The organism is Streptomyces regalis, from assembly GCF_001509475.1.
Lineage (GTDB): Bacteria > Actinomycetota > Actinomycetes > Streptomycetales > Streptomycetaceae > Streptomyces > Streptomyces regalis.
Genome location: NZ_LLZG01000017.1, coordinates 12,740 through 28,872 on the forward strand (window position 1 = coordinate 12,740; position 16,133 = coordinate 28,872).

Sequence of the window (16,133 nt, forward strand, 5' to 3'; positions counted from 1 at the left end):
ATAAGCACAGCAAGGAGACATGGACGTGACGACCGACCCGAGCGCCCCGTGGCTGATCGCCGGCCTCGGCAATCCGGGACCCGAGTACGCCAGGAACCGGCACAACGTCGGGTTCATGGTGGTGGATCTGCTGGCGGAGCGGATCGGGGGGAAGTTCAAGCGGGCCGGTAAGGCTCAGGCGCAGGTCGTGGAGGGGCGGATCGGGCCGCCTGGGCCGTTGAACCGGCGGGTGATCCTGGTGAAGCCGATGTCGTACATGAATCTGTCGGGTGGTCCGCTGAGCGCGCTGCGGGATTTCTACAAGGTGCCGGTGGGGAATATCGTCGCGGTCCATGACGAGTTGGACATCGATTACGGCGTGCTGCGGTTGAAGCTGGGTGGCGGGGACAACGGGCACAACGGGCTGAAGTCGATGACGAAGGTGATGGGTTCGGACTATCACCGGGTGCGGTTCGGGATCGGGCGGCCTCCGGGGCGTATGCCGGTGGCGGACTTTGTGTTGAAGGATTTCGGGGCGGCGGAGCGCAAGGAGCTGGACTACTTCGTGGACCGGGCGGCGGATGCGGTGGAGTGTCTGGTGATCGAGGGGCTGGAGCGGGCGCAAAGCACGTACAACTCGTGACTTGTCCGGCCGCCTCAACGGGCCGAGGTTGACCGGGCGTAGGGGGATGGCCAAGGATCGCGGCCATGCCTTCTGCCGTTGTTTCCAGTCAGGGCGCTGTGGCCGTGCTGCGGTTCGGGCGGTTCGCGGCGATGGGTACGGTCGCGGTGCTGATTCTGATCGCGGGTGTGTGGGCGTCGTGGGGCACGGCGCATCATGTGATGCTCACGAAGGGGCGGGAGCGCGGCACGGTCGAGGTGACGCGGTGTGGTGCGGACACGTGCAGTGGGCCGTACACGCCGATCTCGGCGGGGTCGCAGCCGCGCGGGTCGGTCGTCATCGAGAAGAGCGTGGCGGTGCGCAAGGGGCAGACGTACACGGTCGTGGTGAAGCCGGGGAGTGACGACGTCGTGCGGTCGGGGCCGGCGGGTGTTCTGTACGCCTGGGTTCCGTTGGGTGGTGCGCTGTTGCTGGCTTCGGTGGTCGTCGCGGGTGGGTTGCGGAGGACGCGGGTGGCGTGGTTGTTGGCGGGGTCGGGGATCGCGTTGTTGACGGCGGCGTTCGTGACGGTCTGAGGTTTTGGCCGTTCTCCATGTCTGTGGTGGATGTAAGTGTTGTCTGCTCGTGATTGACCTGGGGTCAGTCTGGGCTGGATGCTTAGCCGCCCCCTCCACATCTTCCCGTTCCTTTCACGAAGATGGACTACTGCCTCATGCGAACCCTCACCCGCGTCGGCGCGCTGTCTGCCGTCGCCGCGGCCGCTGTTTTCTCCGCACCGGCCGCCGCCCACGCCACCGGCTCCGGTGACGACTCATACACCGTGCAGCTGCGTCAGGAGCTGCCGCGTACCGCGACCACCGATGACGGTGGCGCCCCGCAGGAAGGCCGGGATGAGTGCCCGGGCATTCCGGAGGGGCAGGACGGCTGGCACTTCGTGCTGCCGGGGAACTCGTCGGATTTCGTGAAGTTGACGGTGACGTTCGAGCCGGGTGGGCAGCAGGTGGTGACGGACTTCGGTCCGCCGTCCGACAAGCACGCCTACGTGGCCTCGCAGCCGGGTGCGGAGCTGACCTCGGCGGTGGCCGAGGTGCGCGGCGGTGACCTGGAGCTGTTCAACCTGTCGCACACGTGCCCGGTGACGGACGACTCGGCGGAGCCGACCAGCAGCGCGTCGTCGGAGCCGTCCGAGGAGCCGTCGGAGGAGCCGTCCGGCACGCCGTCCACGGAAGCCTCGCCCTCTGCTGAGGACAGCGGCGACAGCGCCTCTCCGGCCGCTTCTTCGTCCCCGTCCGCGGCGGCCGGCGGTGGCTCCACCGAGGGCGACCTGGCCGAGACGGGTAATGGTGCCCCGGTGGGCCTGATCTCCGGTGTCGCGGCCGCGCTGCTGGCGGCGGGCGGCTACCTGGTGTTCCGCCGTCGCAAGGCGGCCGGCCAGGGCTGATGACGGCCGGCCGGCTGATGTAAGAAGCCGGCGTACGGAAAACGAACGGTGCCCCCGAGTACGTGACTCGGGGGCACCGTCATGTGCGGGGTGGTCAGCCGGTGTTGCGCAGGCCGGCTGCTACGCCGTTGACGGTGAGCAGCAGGGCCCGTGCGAGCAGCGGGTCGGGTTCGGCGCCCGCGGCTGCGGCGTCGCGCTGGCGCTTGAGGAGGGTGACCTGGAGGTAGGAGATGGGGTCCAGGTAGGCGTCGCGGATGGAGAAGGTCTGCTTGAGGACGGGCGTCGCGTCGAGGAGTTCCTTCTCGCCGGTGACCTTGAGGACCTCGGCGACGGTGAGTTCGTGTTCGGCGCGGATGGTGTCGAAGACGTGCTTCAGCTCGTCCGGGACCAGTGTGTCGACGTAGTGTGCGGCGATCCGCAGGTCGGTCTTGGCGAGGGTCATCTCGACGTTGGAGATGAAGTTGCGGAAGAAGTGCCACTGTTCGTGCATCTCGTCGAGCACGGTGTCACCTTCTTGCCGCAGGCCCGCTTCGCGCAGCGCCTTGAGCCCGGAGCCGACGCCGAACCAGCCGGGCACGATCTGCCGTGACTGGGTCCAGCCGAAGACCCACGGGATGGCGCGCAGCCCGTCGAGCGAGACACCCGAGCCGGGGCGGCGGGAGGGCCGCGAGCCCAGGTGCAGGTCGGCGAGCTGGTCCACCGGCGTCGACGCGAGGAAGTACGTCGGCAGGTCCGGATCCTCGACGAGCTTGCGGTACGCGGCGTGGGCGGCGTTGCTGACGACGTCCATGGCGGCGTCCCAGCGGGCGAGTGCCTCGCCGGACTGGCGGGGGGCGGTGTGCAGGGCGGAGGCCTGGAGGGTGGCGGCGACGGTCAGTTCCAGGTTCTCCCTGGCGAGGGAGGGCACGAGGTACTTGTCGGAGATGACCTCGCCCTGTTCGGTGACCTTGATCTCGCCTTCCAGGGTGCCCCAGGGCTGGGCGAGGATCGCGTCGTGGGAGGGACCGCCGCCGCGGCCGACGGTGCCGCCGCGGCCGTGGAAGAGGCGCAGACGCACCCCGTACCGGTGCGCCACGTCACGCAGGCGCCTCTGCGCCCGGTGGATCTCCCACTGGCTGGTGGTGATGCCGCCGAACTTGGAGGAGTCGGAGTAGCCGAGCATGACCTCCTGGACGTCCCCGCGCAGGGCCACGAGCCTGCGGTACGACGGGTCGGAGAGCATGTCCTCGAGGATGGTGTCGGCGGCCTTGAGCTCGTCGGTGGTCTCCAGGAGCGGGACGATGCCGATCTTGGCCCAGCCGGCGTGCAGGTCGATGAGGCCGGCTTCGCGGGCGAGGACGGCGGCGGCGAAGACGTCGTCGGCGCCCTGGCACATGGAGATGATGTACGACTCGATGACCTCGGGTCCGAAGACGGCCAGGGCCCGCTTGACGGTCTGGAAGACGCCGAGGGTCTTCTCGCCGGCCGCGTCCACGGGCGCGGGGGTGGGGGCGAGGGGGCGACGCGACCGGAGCTCTTTGGCGAGGAGCTTGGAGCGGTAGTCGCGGGGCATGTCGGCGTAGCGCCAGGATTCCTCGCCGAGGCGGTCGAAGAGCTGGCCGAGGGCGTGGTGGTGGGCGTCGGCGTGTTCGCGTACGTCCATGGTGGCGAGCTGGAGGCCGAATGCGGACAGGGTGCGGATGGTGCGGTCCATGCGGCCGTCGGCGAACAGGCCGCCTCGGTGGGCGCGCAGTGACGTCTGGATCAGCTTGAGGTCGTGCAGGAGCTCGCTGGTGCCGAGGTAGTCGCGGCCGGGCTCGTGGGGGATGTTCCTGGCCAGGCGGGTCTTGGTGTTCTCCAGCTTCTGCCGGATGCAGGTGGCCTTGAGCCGGTAGGGCTCTTCGGCGTTGAGGCGCTTGTAGCGGGGGCTGATCTCGGGGAGGGCTTCGAGGTCGGCCTTCAGGGATTCCAGGAGCTCTTCGGTGGCTCCGGTGTAGCGGATGGAGTTCGACAGGAAGCCGCGCAGCTCGTCGATCATCTCCAGGGCGTCGTTGATGCCGTGCTCGTGCTGGAGGATGAGGACGTCCCAGGTGACCTGGGGGGTGACGTTGGGGTTGCCGTCGCGGTCGCCGCCGATCCAGGTGCCGAAGGTGAGCGGGCGGGTGTCGTCGGGGAGCTTGTGGCCGACGCGCTCCAGTTCGGCGGTGAGGTCCTCCAGGACGTCGCCGACGGCGCCGGCGTGCAGTTCGTCGAGGTAGTAGATGGCGTTGCGGGCCTCGTCGGCGGGCTCCGGGCGTACGACGCGGAGTTCGTCGGTCTGCCATACGAGGTCGATGTTCTCGGCCAGTCGGGTGTCGTGCCGGCGTCGGTCTCCGTCGAGGACCGGGGTCTCCAGGAGGGCTGCGATGCGCCGGAGCTTGTTGAGGACGGAGCGGCGGGCGGCCTCGGTGGGGTGCGCGGTGAAGACGGGGCGGACGTTGAGGTGCTTGATCGTCTGGCGCAGGTGTTCGGCGTCGGCGTCCTTGAGGCGGTCGGCCGTACGGGCGAGGAGGCCGCCCTCGGCGGCGCGCCGGGCGCGCAGCTCGCGGCCGCGGTGGACCTGTTCGGTGACGTTGGCCAGGTGGAAGTAGGTGGAGAAGGCGCGGACCAGCTTGGCCGCGGTGTCCAGCTCTGTGCCGCGCAGTAGTTCGGCTGCGGCCTCGCCGTCCTCGCGGGTGAGGCGGCGGACCTTCTCGACGAGTTCGAGCAGCTCGGGACCCTCCTGGCGGACGAGGGTCTCGCCGAGCAGGTCCCCCAGTCGGCGGATGTCGGCTCGCAGCTCAGTGCTGGTGGTCGCCTGGGACACAGTCTGGTCGTCGGCACTGCTCACAGGTGCGGCTCCTTGCAGTGTTGAAGCTCGTCCGGGAGGGAACCCGGCGTCGGGGGCCGCGCGGCGGGGGCCGCATACGGCTCCTGACATCCGGGAAGAATTCAGAGCGGACCGCGCTGTCCGACCGACTCCAAGGATAGGTGTCCATGCGGACGCGCAGTCTCTCGGGCTCTTGCCGCCGGGCGACGCACTGCCATACTTACGACGCCGTAGGTTACGGAACCGTAGGGACCGATGTAACGGAATCCGGGAATGGTTCCCGCGACCCCGGCACCTGCCACAACCCTCGAAACCCCACAGGGGACGCGCATGACCACGAGCTCCGATGTGATCGAAGACGCCCCGCAGGCGAACGACGACACCACGATTTCCTCCGCCACGCTGGGCGGGGAGAAGAAGCGGTCGATCGAGCAGATCGCGCTCCTCCTCTTCATCACGGTCCCGTTCCTCGCGCTCGTCGCGGCGGTGCCGCTGGCGTGGGGCTGGGGTGTGAGCTGGCTCGACCTCGGCCTGATGGTCTTCTTCTACTTCCTGGGCTGCCACGGCATCACGATCGGTTTCCACCGCTACTTCACCCACGGTTCGTTCAAGGCCAAGCGGCCTTTGCGGATCGCACTGGCGATCGCCGGTTCGCTGGCGGTCGAGGGCCCGATCGTGCGCTGGGTGGCGGACCACCGCAAGCACCACAAGTTCTCGGACGCCGAGGGCGACCCGCACTCCCCGTGGCGGTTCGGCGAGACCCTCCCGGCCCTGATGAAGGGCCTGTGGTGGGCGCACATCGGGTGGATGTTCGATGAGGAGCAGACGCCGCAGGAGAAGTACGCGCCGGATCTGGTCAAGGACCCGGCGATCCGCGCGATCTCCCGTCAGTTCATCTACTGGACGATCCTGTCGCTGGCCCTGCCCGCGCTGATCGGCGGTCTGGTGACGATGTCCTGGTGGGGTGCGTTCACGGGCTTCTTCTGGGGCTCGCTGGTGCGGGTCGCCCTGCTGCACCACGTCACCTGGTCAATCAACTCGATCTGCCACGCGGTGGGCAAGCGGCCGTTCAAGTCGCGTGACCGTTCGGGCAACGTGTGGTGGCTGGCGGTCCTGTCGTGCGGCGAGTCCTGGCACAACCTGCACCATGCCGACCCGACCTCCGCGCGGCACGGTGTGGAGCGCGGCCAGATCGACTCCTCGGCGCGCATCATCCGCTGGTTCGAGATGCTCGGCTGGGCCTATGACGTGCGCTGGCCGTCACGCTCGCGTATCGATTCGCGCCGGAACAGCGAGGAAGGCGGCTCCCGGCGCCGGAAGGAGCCTGCGAAGGCGGCATGATTGACGGCGTGGCGACCGACTCCAGCAGTACCCCCGGCAACGACAAGCAGCGGCGGACGCGCCGTACCCGGATGACCGGTGCGGAGCGGCGCCAGCAGTTGCTGGAGATCGGTCGCACCCTCTTCGCCGCGAAGGGCTTCGAGGGCACGTCGGTGGAGGAGATCGCGGCGAAGGCCGGGGTGTCCAAGCCGGTGGTGTACGAGCACTTCGGCGGCAAGGAGGGCCTGTACGCGGTCGTGGTGGACCGTGAGATGCGCCGTCTGCTGGACATGGTGACCAGCTCGCTGACGGCCGGGCACCCCCGGGAACTGTGCGAGCAGGCGGCCTTCGCCCTGCTGGACTACATCGAGGAGTACACGGACGGCTTCCGCATCCTGGTCCGTGACTCGCCCATCCCCCAGTCGACGGGTTCCTTCGCGTCTCTCATCTCGGACATCGCCACCCAGGTGGAGGACATCCTGGGCCGCGAGTTCAAGAGCCGCGGCTTCGACCCCAAGCTGGCCCCGCTGTACGCGCAGGCCCTGGTCGGGATGGTCGCCCTGACCGGCCAGTGGTGGCTGGACGTCCGCCGCCCGAAGAAGGCGGAGGTGGCGGCGCACCTGGTGAATCTGGCGTGGCACGGGCTGGATGGGCTGGAGCCGAAGCCGCGGCTGATAGGGCACCGCAAGAGCTAGCCCTTGAAAGCTAGCCCTTGAAGGTGTCCTTCCCCTTCTCCTTCGCCTGGCGGGCGCTGCCCTTCCTCTTCTCGGCCTTGCCTTCGGCGATCAGCCTCTCGTTGCCGACCACGCGGCCGATGGTCTCCTTGGCCTTGCCCTTGAGCTGTTCCTTCTTGCCCCTGGCCTTCTCTTCCTTCGCCACGTCCCTCACTCCTCGCAAGGCTTGACGTCGTGGTCCACCCAGCGGGTGACCCTGCGCCGTGGCGCTCAAACAGCGGTCACCGGCTCCAGGAACTCCAGCCGGTTACCGACGGGGTCGCAGGAGTAGAACCGCTTGTGCCCCGGCAGGTTCTCGTCCCATTCGACCTGCGCCCCGAGGGACTCCAGCCGGGCGCCGTACTGCTCGATCCCGGTGACCCGTAGCCCGGGGTGCGCCTTCTTCGCGGGCCTGAACGCTGCTTCCACGCCAAGGTGCAGTTGCACGGCCCCGGCCTGGAACCAGCAGCCGCCGCGCGCGGCCAGTACCGGCGGCTTCGGGATCTCGGTCATCCCGAGGACACCCACGTAGTACGTCCGCAGCTGCTCCTCCGAGCCGGGTGGGGCCGCGAGCTGGACATGGTCGACGGCGCTGATCATCACGCCTCCTTGCGGGCCACGGCGAAGATCCGGCGGAACGGGAAGGGCGTGCCGTGCGCACCGGGCGGATACGCCTCCCGCAGGGCCGCCCGGTACTCGCGCAGGAAGGCTTCCCGCCGCTCGGGGCTGTCGGCGAGGGCCGTCAGGAGGGGGCGCAGGCCGGTTCCCTGCACCCAGTCCAGCACGGGATCCTCGCCGGCCAGCGGATGGATGTACGTCGTCTCCCACACGTCCGCCGTGCAGTCCAGGTCGCTCAGGCGCTCCAGGTAGGCCTGCGGGGTGAGCACGGCGTCCTCGTGGCGCAGGGTGTCGGTGAGGCCGTGGCGGTGGGCGAGGTCGCGCATCAGGCGGTGGCTCGGGGCGTCGAAGTTGCCGGGGACCTGGAAGGCGAAGGTGCCACCGGGGCACAGGCCCCGCACCCAGTCCGCGAACCGGTCCACGTGCCCGGGGACCCACTGCAGCGTGGCATTGCTGATGATCAGGTCGTACGGCTCCCCGGGCGTCCACGTCCGTACGTCGGCGTGGGCGAAGTCGAGGCGACCGCCGCCCGCCGTCGGGCCCTCATGCTCGACGTGGGCCTTGTCGAGCATCTCGGCGGAGTTGTCGTAGCCGGTGATCCGGGCCGTGGGCCAGCGCCGGGCGAGCAGGGTGGTGACGTTGCCGGGGCCGCAGCCGAGGTCGGCGATGCGGGGCCGCTCGGCGCGGAGGTCCGGGACGCGGGCGAGGAGGTCGGCGAAGGGGCGGGCGCGGTGGCCGGCGTGGCGCAGGTACTGGGCCGGATCCCAGATGGGGGCGGCGGCAGCGGACATGGCGGGGCCTCCTGTCTGTCGATCTCCAGCCTGCCCCCGCAAGTATCTTGACGTCAAGAGACTTTACATCGACACAACCACTACACTGATCTCCATGGAGGACGAGGTCGATCGGCTGGTCGCAGCGTGGCGCCGGGAGCGCCCGGACCTCGACGTGGAACCGCTCGAGGTGCTCAGCCGGGTGAGCAGACTGGCCCGGCATCTGGACCGCGCACGGCGGCTGGCCTTCTCCGAGCACAGCCTGGAGCCCTGGGAGTTCGACGTACTGACCGCGCTCAGGCGCGCGGGAACGCCGTACCAGCTCTCCCCGGGACAGCTCCTGACGCAGACCCTGGTCACCTCGGGCACGATGACGAACCGCATCGACCGCCTGGCCAAGAAGGGCCTGGTGGAGCGCCTCCCCGACCCCAGCGACCGGCGCGGCGTACTCGTCCGCCTCACCGACGAGGGCCGCGACCGCGCCGACCAGGCACTCGCCGGCCTGCTGGACCAGGAGCGCGCCATCCTCGCGGAGCTGTCGCGCGCCCAGCGGGGCGAACTGGCCGGCCTGCTACGCCAGCTGACCGCCCCGTTCGACAACATCCCCGGGTAGGCGCTAGGCGCTCCGCTGGTAGTGCCGGGTTGTGTCGTTGGTTGTCTGCGGCGCCGTCGTGGCTGGTCGCGCCCACGCGGCGGTAGCCGCAAATCGACACCGCCCCGCGCCCCTTGAGCGGCGCTGCCGCTCAAGGGCCCTGATCAGGCGCTGCTGATTTCCTCCGGCAGGACCGGACGCTCCCCTACGCCAGCCGACCGCCCCGTTCGACGACATCCCCCGCCAGATCCACCGGGCCCACCCCGGCGCGGCGGGCGAGAGCCACGGCAGCCAGGGTCGAGTGGACGCCCAGCTTGCCGAGGACGTTCTGCATATGGGTGCGGACGGTGTGTGGGGAGAGGTACAGGCGCTCGGCGACCGCCTTGCGCCCCAACCCCGCCACCATGCACCGGAGCACTTCCCGCTCGCGCGGCGTCAGCGACTCCACCAGCCGTTCGCTCTCGGTGCGGTGCTTGCGTGCGGCCGTCAGCTCCCGCAGGACGCCCGTGAGCAGGGCCGGCGGCAGATGGGTCTCGTCGCGCAGGACGCCGCGGATGACGGTGAGCAGCCGGGACAGTGAGCAGTCCTTGGCCACCCACCCGGAGGCCCCGGCCTGCAGGGCGAGCGCGGCCCGGCGCGGATCGTCCTTCTCGGCGAGGACCACGATCCGGACGGCCGGCTGGGCGGTACGGACGCCGGCGACGAGCGAGATACCGTCGACGAGCCCGTCCTCGCCCACCTCCTGAACGGGCACGGCAGGCCGTATCCCCGCCACATTGCCACCCAGGTCGGCGTCGACGAGCAGGACATCGAACCGGCGCCCCTCGGCGGCCGCGCGCTCCAGACTGCGCAGCGCGGCCGGGCCGCTGCCGGCGGCGGAGACGTCGACGTCGGGCTCGGCGGCCAGGGCGGCGGCGAGCGACTCGGCGAAGATGCGATGGTCGTCGACGACCAGCACTCGGATGCGAACCACGAAACCCCCTTCCCCAAGCTCTCGAAGAGCAGGGGATACCCCATCGTCATGAGGACGACACCGGGAGACGAACACGGTCGCGGGTACGACGCCCGAAGCACGATGGGCCCGCACGGCCGCCGCCGTGCAGAAACAGTTACCCCCACCTCGGGCGTCGAACCCGACTTGTCTCGCCCCCTGATCAGCACCGGCCCCCACCGGTGCCGTTCATCAGAGTACGGCCGGGCGGCAGGAGCGGAAGGTAATTTGCAGAACTGGTAGTCCGGCGCGTTTATGGTGAGCCGCATGTTTCGTCTGGAGACAGAAGTCGACAAATCACGGCAGGATCTGCTCCGCCGCCGGCTGCGCGAGACCAACACCGCATTCTCCCCGATCCTGCGCGCCCTGCGCGGAACCCCAGGTGAACGCGAACTTCCGCTCCAGGTCTGGGCGTTGGACGACTCCGGCACCCTGGCGGGCGGACTCGTCGGCCACACCTGGACCACCTGGCTCCACGTCACGTACCTCTGGGTCGACGAACGCCACCGCGGGACCGGTCTCGGTTCGCATCTGCTCGCCCGCGCGGAGCACATGGCCCGCACCGAACGGGGCTGCACCGCCGTACGCCTGGAGACATGGGACTTCCAGGCGCCGGAGTTCTACACGAAGCAGGGGTACGACGTGGTGTGCGTGATCCCGGACTATCCACCGGGGATCACGGAGTACACGCTCACCAAGCGGCTGGGGTGAGCCGCGGCGGCGTCCAGGCGTGGTGCCGCAGAACGCCGTGCTTGGCGATGCCGAACGGAGTCAGGCGGATGGCCGCGTTGCGTACGGCGACGGCGAGCGGGTCGGTGAGCTGGTGCCCCATGCGCCCGGCGCGGCGGGCGGCCCGCGCGACCGCCTGGCTGCGGGGGCGGCGCTCTGCGTCGTAGCGGGCGAGGGCGGCCTCGGGCGTGGGCTCGGCCGCGAGCGCGGCGGCCAGTGTCACCGCGTCCTCCAGGGCCTGGCACGCGCCCTGCCCGAGATTCGGGGTCATGGCATGGGCGGCGTCACCGAGCAGGGCGACGCGGCCGGCGGTGTAGGACGGCAGGGGGACGGCGAGTTCGTGGACGTCGTGGTGGAGGACGTCGGCGGGGCGGGTGGCCGCGAGGAGGGTGGGGACGGGGTCGTGCCAGTCGCCGAAGCGGTGGCGTACGGCGGCCAGTGGATCGCGGTGCCGTACGCCTGCCGCCGTCTTGACGACCGCGTGCCACTCGGCCCGCCCGTCCACGAAGGCGATGTGCCCGAACTCCACGCCCCTTCCCCAGCTCAGCTCGAAGTCGGTGCGCAGTTCGACGGGGTGCTCGGTGATGGCGCGGACCACCGTGGATCCGCTGTACGTGGGGCCGGGGTGGTGAGGGAAGAGGGCGGCGCGCAGCCGGCTGTTGACGCCGTCGGCGGCGATCACGAGGTCGGCGTCGAGCGGGGCTCCCTCGCGGGTGACGCGGGGTCGGGCCAGGTCGGAGAGGTCGAGGCCGGTCGCCTCGGTGCCGACGACGAGTGACTCGGGCGGGAGTGCCGCGCGCAGCGCCCGGTGCAGGGCGGCACGCGGGATGCCGACGATGGGTGTCCCCACGGCGCGCTCGACGGCGGCCCCGTCCATCCGCACGAGCCAGCGCCCGCCGGGGGTGCGGGTACCGCCGGTGTACTGCCCCCGGCCGGCGGCGCGCACGGCCTTGCCGACGCCGAGGGCGTCCAGGGCGTGGATGCCGTTGGCGGCGAGGGAGATCCCGGCGCCGACGTCGGCGAGGACGGGTGCCTGCTCGACGACGGTCACGTCCCAGCCGACGCGCCGGAGTCCGAGAGCGGCGGCGAGACCGCCGATGCCTCCGCCCACGACGACAGCCGTGCGCCCCGTCCCCATCCCCGCCCCCAGCGCCATCACTTACCCTCTCTTTCTACATCTGTAGAAACCCGAGCATAGGGCAACGCTTCTACTGCTGTAGAAAGGGGTCGTGGCAACCGAACGACGCACCGCACTCGCCGACGCCGCCATCGGCGTACTCGCCGACGAGGGAATGCGGGGCCTGACCCACCGAGCCGTGGACCGCGCGGCGGGCCTGCCGCCGGGGACGACCTCGGCGTACTTCCGTACCCGCCGGGCCCTGCTCACCGCCCTGGTCCGGCGCCTGGTCGAACTGGACCAGGCCGAACTCCAGGCGGCCGGCGAGACCATGCCGACGCTGCGCACCCAGGCCGACCTCACCGACCGGCTGACCGAGTTCGTCGAACTCCGCCTCTCTGCCTCCGCCCGCCGACGCACCCTGGCCCGCTACGCCTGCACGATGGAAAGCGTCCGCCACCCCGAACTCCGCGAGATCCTCACCCCCCACGACAACGCGGCCCACACCGCCGTCCGCACCTTCCTGGCCACCCACGGCACCCCGGACCCGGCAGCCCGCGCCCTCACGCTGCTGCACTGCGTCGACGGGCTGGTCTTCAACGGGCTGACGAGGGGCGGAAGTGCGGCCCGGGAGGAGGTGGAGGGGCTGGTGTTCGCGGCGCTGCGCGGGGCCACGGATCCGTCAGCGGGCTGAGGCTCAGCCATGCGTCTGCGGGGAGGGACGGGGACGGGGCTACGGCTACGGGGCCGAAGGGTTGCCCTCAGCCCCGTAGCTCTGGGAACTCCTCAGGTCAGCTCACCCGCCGCGCCCCCGCCGCCGGCACCGCCTCGAACACCCGCGGTGTCGTGTACCCGGCGGCGGCGAAGGCGTCTTCGACGGCCTTGGTGATGGTCTCGACGTCGGCCGCCTCGGCCAGCACGATCGCCGAGCCGCCGAAGCCGCCGCCCGTCATGCGGGAACCCAGCGCGCCGTTCGCCAGGGCGGTGTCCACGACCAGGTCCAGCTCCGGGCAGGAGATGCGGAAGTCGTCCCGCAGGGAGGCGTGGCCCTCGGTCAGGACCGGGCCGATCGCCCGCGTCCGGCCCGATTCCAGCAGCGACACCACCCGCTCCACTCGCTCGTCCTCGGTGACGACATGGCGCACCAGGCGGCGTACCTCCTCGTCGTCGCCGAGCCGATCGAGCGCCGCGTCCAGGTCGTCGTAGGCGACGTCCCTGAGCGCGTCCACGCCCAGCAGCGCCGCGCCCTTCTCGCAGCCCGCCCGCCGCTTGCCGTACTCGCCCTCGCTGTGGGAGTGCTTGACCTGGGTGTCGACGACCAGCAGGCGCAGCCCCAAGGCGGCCAGGTCGAAGGGGATCTGCTTCTGGGAGAGGTCCCGGGTGTCGAGGAACAGGGCGTGGCCGGCCTCGCAGCACGCGGACGCCGTCTGGTCCATGATCCCGACCGGGGCGCCGACGTAGACGTTCTCGGCGCGCTGGCACAGGCGGGCCAGCTGCCAGCCCCTGAGCCCGAGTTCGTACAACTCATTGAGCGCGAGCGCCACCACGACCTCCAGGGCCGCCGACGACGACAGGCCCGCGCCCGCCGGGACCGTCGAGGCCAGGTGGATGTCGGCGCCGGTCACCGCGTGGCCGGCCTCGCGCAGCGCCCAGAGCACGCCCGACGGGTACGCCGTCCAGGCCTTGTCCGACTCGGGCGCCAGGTCGTCGACGCGCAGTTCCACGACGTCGCCCTCGACGTCCGCCGAGTGCAGGCGCAGGACGCCGTCGTCACGCCGTGAGACCGCCGCGACCGCGGTGTGCGGCAGCGCGAACGGCATGACGAAGCCGTCGTTGTAGTCGGTGTGCTCGCCGATCAGGTTGACCCGGCCCGGCGCGGCCCACACCCCTTCCGGCTCGGCCCCGTACAGCTCCTTGAACCGCTCGGCGACCGCGGCTGCCGTCTCGACGCTCATCCCCTGACCCTGACCTTCCCTGCTGAACCTGGCCGAAGCGGCCGGTGAGTCGACCGGCCGAACAGCCGTGGAACTTACGGCCGTCCGTACCGGCCATAGAACTTAACTACTGCGGCGCTGCGCGAACTCCCACGCGTCCGCGACGATCCCCGCGAGGTCCGCGCGGGACGGGTTCCAGCCGAGGCGCTCGCGGGCGGTGTCGGCGGAGGCGACCAGGACCGCGGGGTCGCCGCCCCGGCGCGGGGCCACGACCTCGGGGATCGGGTGCCCGGTGACCTGGCGGACGGTCTCGACGACCTCGCGGACGGAGAAGCCGTTGCCGTTGCCGAGGTTGCAGATGAGGTGCTCGCCCGGCTGGGCGGCCTTGACCGCCAGCAGGTGGGCCTCGGCCAGGTCGGCGACGTGGATGTAGTCGCGCACGCAGGTGCCGTCCGGCGTCGGGTAGTCGTCGCCGAAGACGTTGATCGCGTCGCGCCTGCCCTGGGCGACCTGGAGGACGAGCGGGATGAGGTGCGACTCGGGGTCGTGACGCTCGCCGCAGTCGCCGTAGGCGCCGGCGACGTTGAAGTAGCGCAGGGAGACCGCGCCCAGGCCGTGGGCCGCCGCCTCGCCGGTGATCATGTGGTCGACGGCGAGCTTGGAGGCGCCGTACGGGTTGGTGGGCTGAGTCGGCGCCGATTCGACGATCGGCACCTGGCTCGGCTCGCCGTAGGTGGCCGCGGTGGAGGAGAAGACGAGCTTGCGCACGCCTGCCTCGCGCATCGCGCCGAGCAGCGCCATGGTGCCGCCGACGTTGTTGTCCCAGTACTTCTCGGGCTTCACGACCGACTCGCCGACCTGCGAGAACGCGGCGAAGTGCAGCACCGCGTCGAAGGAGGGGTCCAGCCACTTGGCGGCGTCGCGGATGTCGCCCTCGATGAAGGAAGCCCCGGCCGGCACGCCCTCGCGGAAGCCGGTCGAGAGGTTGTCGAGGACGACGACCTCGTCACCCGCCTCCAGCAGATGCTGGGCGACGACGCTGCCCACATAGCCGGCGCCACCGGTGACCAGGTACTTCCCACTCATGAACTCGCTACCTCTCGCAGTCGCTGGGCCGCGGCCTCCGGCCGGATGTCGTTGATGAACACGCTCATGCCGGATTCGGAACCCGCGAGGAACTTCAGCTTGCCGGAAGTGCGGCGGATGGTGAAAAGCTCGAGGTGAAGCGCGAAGTCCTCACGGTCGACGCCCTCGAAGTCCTCCAGTGTGCCGAACGGCGCCTGGTGCCAGGCGGCGATGTACGGGGTGGCAGGCTCGCCCGCGGAGCTCTCCCCCGCGTCCCGTCCTGCGAAGATCCGGTCGAAGCGCCTCAAGAGTTCCAGATAGACCTGGGGGAACTCTGTGCGCGCGTCCTCGTCCAGCGCCAGCAGATCCGGCACGCGGCGCTTCGGGTACAGGTGGACCTCGTACGGCCAGTGCGCGGCGTACGGCACGAAGGCCACCCAGTGTTCACTCTCCAGGACGACCCGCTCGTCGGCGAGTTCACGCTCCAGGACGGCGTCGAAGAGGTTCTCCCCGCCGGTCGCGTCCTTGTGCGCGGCGACGGAGCGCAGCATCAGGGCGGTGCGCGGGGTGGTGAAGGGGTAGGCGTAGATCTGCCCGTGCGGATGGCCGAGGGTTACACCGATCTCGGCGCCGCGGTTCTCGAAGCAGAACACCTGCTCCACGGAGGGCAGCGATGACAGCTCCGAGGTCCGGTCCGTCCACGCGTCGAGGACCAGGCGCGCCTGCTCCTCGGTCAGGTCGGCGAAGGACGCGTTGTGGTCGGAGGTGAAGCAGACGACCTCGCAGCGCCCGGAGTCGCCGGCGAGCGAGGGGAAGCGGTTCTCGAACACGACGACGTCGTACGAGGAGTCCGGGATCTCGCTCAGCCGGTCGCCCTCCGAGGGGCACAGCGGGCACTCGTCGGCCGGCGGGTGGTACGTCCGTCCCTGCCGGTGCGAGGCGATGGCGACCGCGTCGCCGAGCAGCACGTCGTGACGGACCTCGGACGCCGTGACGGTCCGGTCCAGGGGACGGCGGTCGACCGCGTCCCGCACGGTGTCGTCGCGCAGGTCGTAGTAGATCAGCTCACGACCGTCGGCCAGTCGGGTCGAGGTCTTCTTCACGCCGGACTCCCTATGAGGGCCACTCAACCACCAAACAGAACTCAACACATTGGAACACAACTCACCAGGCGGGTCAACGTCACAATCAAACAAAGAGCATCATCTGACGTGTTCAGTTACTGAACGCAGGGGCGTAGGTTCCGCTCTGTATCGGTTCGCGAAACGAAGCGAGTACCTATGCAAACCCCCACAATTTCCCCCAGCCCCACCCCCACCCCCAGCCGCCCGGCGCTGCCCCCCCCCATGCCCAGCAACGCGTATACCCCCGCGTCGGTGGACCTCCTGTTGCCCACCGCCCGCCGCTACTGGCGC

General features: G+C 70.3%; 17 protein-coding genes. 8 read left to right on the top strand and 9 right to left on the bottom strand.

The genetic code is table 11. From position 1 onward, the window contains the following. The first annotated feature begins 19 nt into the window (after window positions 1-19). The 3 genes from pth to ADL12_RS04615 all read left to right on the top strand — a co-directional run bounded on the left by pth (window position 20) and on the right by ADL12_RS04615 (window position 2,042). A complete protein-coding gene (gene pth, locus ADL12_RS04605) occupies window positions 20-622 on the top strand; it encodes an aminoacyl-tRNA hydrolase (RefSeq protein WP_062698755.1) in 603 nt (200 codons plus the stop codon). A gap of 65 nt (window positions 623-687) precedes the next feature. Then, window positions 688-1,176: a hypothetical protein gene (locus ADL12_RS04610; RefSeq protein WP_062698757.1), complete on the top strand. Its 489-nt coding sequence runs from the start codon at window positions 688-690 to the stop codon at window positions 1,174-1,176. A gap of 137 nt (window positions 1,177-1,313) precedes the next feature. Next, the gene (locus ADL12_RS04615) at window positions 1,314-2,042 is read left to right on the top strand and encodes an LPXTG cell wall anchor domain-containing protein (protein WP_063806614.1); all 729 of its coding nucleotides are present in this window, start codon (window positions 1,314-1,316) and stop codon (window positions 2,040-2,042) included. A gap of 94 nt (window positions 2,043-2,136) precedes the next feature. Here the strand turns inward: ADL12_RS04615 and ppc are convergent, their stop codons facing one another. Beyond that, window positions 2,137-4,890, bottom strand: a complete 2,754-nt coding sequence (gene ppc, locus ADL12_RS04620) for a phosphoenolpyruvate carboxylase (protein ID WP_062698761.1) — start codon at window positions 4,888-4,890, stop codon at window positions 2,137-2,139. 309 nt (window positions 4,891-5,199) lie between these two features. Here ppc and ADL12_RS04625 point away from each other — a divergent pair, with 309 nt between their 5' ends. Continuing rightward, the gene (locus ADL12_RS04625) at window positions 5,200-6,210 is read left to right on the top strand and encodes an acyl-CoA desaturase (RefSeq protein WP_062698763.1); all 1,011 of its coding nucleotides are present in this window, start codon (window positions 5,200-5,202) and stop codon (window positions 6,208-6,210) included. Continuing rightward, window positions 6,207-6,884, top strand: coding sequence for a TetR/AcrR family transcriptional regulator (locus ADL12_RS04630; RefSeq protein ID WP_062698765.1), 678 nt, complete (start codon window positions 6,207-6,209; stop codon window positions 6,882-6,884). The genes ADL12_RS04625 and ADL12_RS04630 overlap by 4 nt, the downstream gene beginning before the upstream one ends. A 10-nt stretch (window positions 6,885-6,894) precedes the next feature. Here the strand turns inward: ADL12_RS04630 and ADL12_RS49605 are convergent, their stop codons facing one another. The 3 genes from ADL12_RS49605 to ADL12_RS04640 form a co-directional block, all read right to left on the bottom strand. Further along, window positions 6,895-7,068 (bottom strand): CsbD family protein, encoded by a 174-nt coding sequence (locus ADL12_RS49605; protein ID WP_079051835.1) that lies wholly within the window; start codon window positions 7,066-7,068, stop codon window positions 6,895-6,897. Between the two features lie 65 nt (window positions 7,069-7,133). Then, window positions 7,134-7,502 (bottom strand): VOC family protein, encoded by a 369-nt coding sequence (locus ADL12_RS04635; RefSeq protein WP_062698767.1) that lies wholly within the window; start codon window positions 7,500-7,502, stop codon window positions 7,134-7,136. Beyond that, on the bottom strand, window positions 7,502-8,311 hold the full coding sequence (locus tag ADL12_RS04640) for a trans-aconitate 2-methyltransferase (protein WP_062698769.1): 810 nt from the start codon (window positions 8,309-8,311) through the stop codon (window positions 7,502-7,504). The genes ADL12_RS04635 and ADL12_RS04640 overlap by 1 nt, the downstream gene beginning before the upstream one ends. Window positions 8,312-8,405: 94 nt before the next feature. On the opposite strand from ADL12_RS04640, the gene tamR reads away from it, so the two are divergent. Further along, window positions 8,406-8,903: a MarR family transcriptional regulator TamR gene (gene tamR / locus ADL12_RS04645; protein WP_059196100.1), complete on the top strand. Its 498-nt coding sequence runs from the start codon at window positions 8,406-8,408 to the stop codon at window positions 8,901-8,903. A gap of 184 nt (window positions 8,904-9,087) precedes the next feature. Here tamR and ADL12_RS04650 read toward each other — a convergent pair whose 3' ends face one another. After that, on the bottom strand, window positions 9,088-9,855 hold the full coding sequence (locus ADL12_RS04650) for a LuxR C-terminal-related transcriptional regulator (RefSeq protein ID WP_062698771.1): 768 nt from the start codon (window positions 9,853-9,855) through the stop codon (window positions 9,088-9,090). Between the two features lie 273 nt (window positions 9,856-10,128). Here ADL12_RS04650 and ADL12_RS04655 point away from each other — a divergent pair, with 273 nt between their 5' ends. Then, window positions 10,129-10,584: a GNAT family N-acetyltransferase gene (locus tag ADL12_RS04655; RefSeq protein WP_062698772.1), complete on the top strand. Its 456-nt coding sequence runs from the start codon at window positions 10,129-10,131 to the stop codon at window positions 10,582-10,584. Here the strand turns inward: ADL12_RS04655 and ADL12_RS04660 are convergent. Further along, window positions 10,565-11,758: an FAD-dependent monooxygenase gene (locus tag ADL12_RS04660; protein WP_079051836.1), complete on the bottom strand. Its 1,194-nt coding sequence runs from the start codon at window positions 11,756-11,758 to the stop codon at window positions 10,565-10,567. The genes ADL12_RS04655 and ADL12_RS04660 overlap by 20 nt on opposite strands. A 73-nt stretch (window positions 11,759-11,831) precedes the next feature. On the opposite strand from ADL12_RS04660, the gene ADL12_RS04665 reads away from it, so the two are divergent. Next, window positions 11,832-12,413: a TetR/AcrR family transcriptional regulator gene (locus tag ADL12_RS04665; protein ID WP_062698776.1), complete on the top strand. Its 582-nt coding sequence runs from the start codon at window positions 11,832-11,834 to the stop codon at window positions 12,411-12,413. Between the two features lie 97 nt (window positions 12,414-12,510). Here the strand turns inward: ADL12_RS04665 and galK are convergent, their stop codons facing one another. From galK to galT, 3 genes are all read right to left on the bottom strand, one after another. Further along, on the bottom strand, window positions 12,511-13,674 hold the full coding sequence (gene galK, locus ADL12_RS04670) for a galactokinase (RefSeq protein WP_062698778.1): 1,164 nt from the start codon (window positions 13,672-13,674) through the stop codon (window positions 12,511-12,513). A gap of 102 nt (window positions 13,675-13,776) precedes the next feature. Then, entirely contained in the window at window positions 13,777-14,739 is a 963-nt protein-coding gene (gene galE / locus ADL12_RS04675) for a UDP-glucose 4-epimerase GalE (RefSeq protein ID WP_062698780.1), read from the bottom strand. Beyond that, window positions 14,736-15,821: a galactose-1-phosphate uridylyltransferase gene (gene galT / locus ADL12_RS04680; RefSeq protein ID WP_062698782.1), complete on the bottom strand. Its 1,086-nt coding sequence runs from the start codon at window positions 15,819-15,821 to the stop codon at window positions 14,736-14,738. The genes galE and galT overlap by 4 nt, the downstream gene beginning before the upstream one ends. Between the last annotated feature and the right edge of the window lie 312 nt (window positions 15,822-16,133).

Bases quoted from the DNA above. Each gene is read 5' to 3' on its own strand.
- pth (WP_062698755.1), top strand. From the start codon at position 20: ATGGACGTGACGACCGACCCGAGCGCCCCGTGGCTGATCGCCGGCCTC.
- ADL12_RS04610 (WP_062698757.1), top strand. From the start codon at position 688: ATGCCTTCTGCCGTTGTTTCCAGTCAGGGCGCTGTGGCCGTGCTGCGG.
- ADL12_RS04615 (WP_063806614.1), top strand. From the start codon at position 1,314: ATGCGAACCCTCACCCGCGTCGGCGCGCTGTCTGCCGTCGCCGCGGCC.
- ADL12_RS04625 (WP_062698763.1), top strand. From the start codon at position 5,200: ATGACCACGAGCTCCGATGTGATCGAAGACGCCCCGCAGGCGAACGAC.
- ADL12_RS04630 (WP_062698765.1), top strand. From the start codon at position 6,207: ATGATTGACGGCGTGGCGACCGACTCCAGCAGTACCCCCGGCAACGAC.
- ADL12_RS04635 (WP_062698767.1), bottom strand. From the start codon at position 7,502: ATGATCAGCGCCGTCGACCATGTCCAGCTCGCGGCCCCACCCGGCTCG.
- ADL12_RS04640 (WP_062698769.1), bottom strand. From the start codon at position 8,311: ATGTCCGCTGCCGCCGCCCCCATCTGGGATCCGGCCCAGTACCTGCGC.
- tamR (WP_059196100.1), top strand. From the start codon at position 8,406: ATGGAGGACGAGGTCGATCGGCTGGTCGCAGCGTGGCGCCGGGAGCGC.
- ADL12_RS04655 (WP_062698772.1), top strand. From the start codon at position 10,129: ATGGTGAGCCGCATGTTTCGTCTGGAGACAGAAGTCGACAAATCACGG.
- ADL12_RS04660 (WP_079051836.1), bottom strand. From the start codon at position 11,758: ATGGCGCTGGGGGCGGGGATGGGGACGGGGCGCACGGCTGTCGTCGTG.
- galK (WP_062698778.1), bottom strand. From the start codon at position 13,674: ATGAGCGTCGAGACGGCAGCCGCGGTCGCCGAGCGGTTCAAGGAGCTG.
- galE (WP_062698780.1), bottom strand. From the start codon at position 14,739: ATGAGTGGGAAGTACCTGGTCACCGGTGGCGCCGGCTATGTGGGCAGC.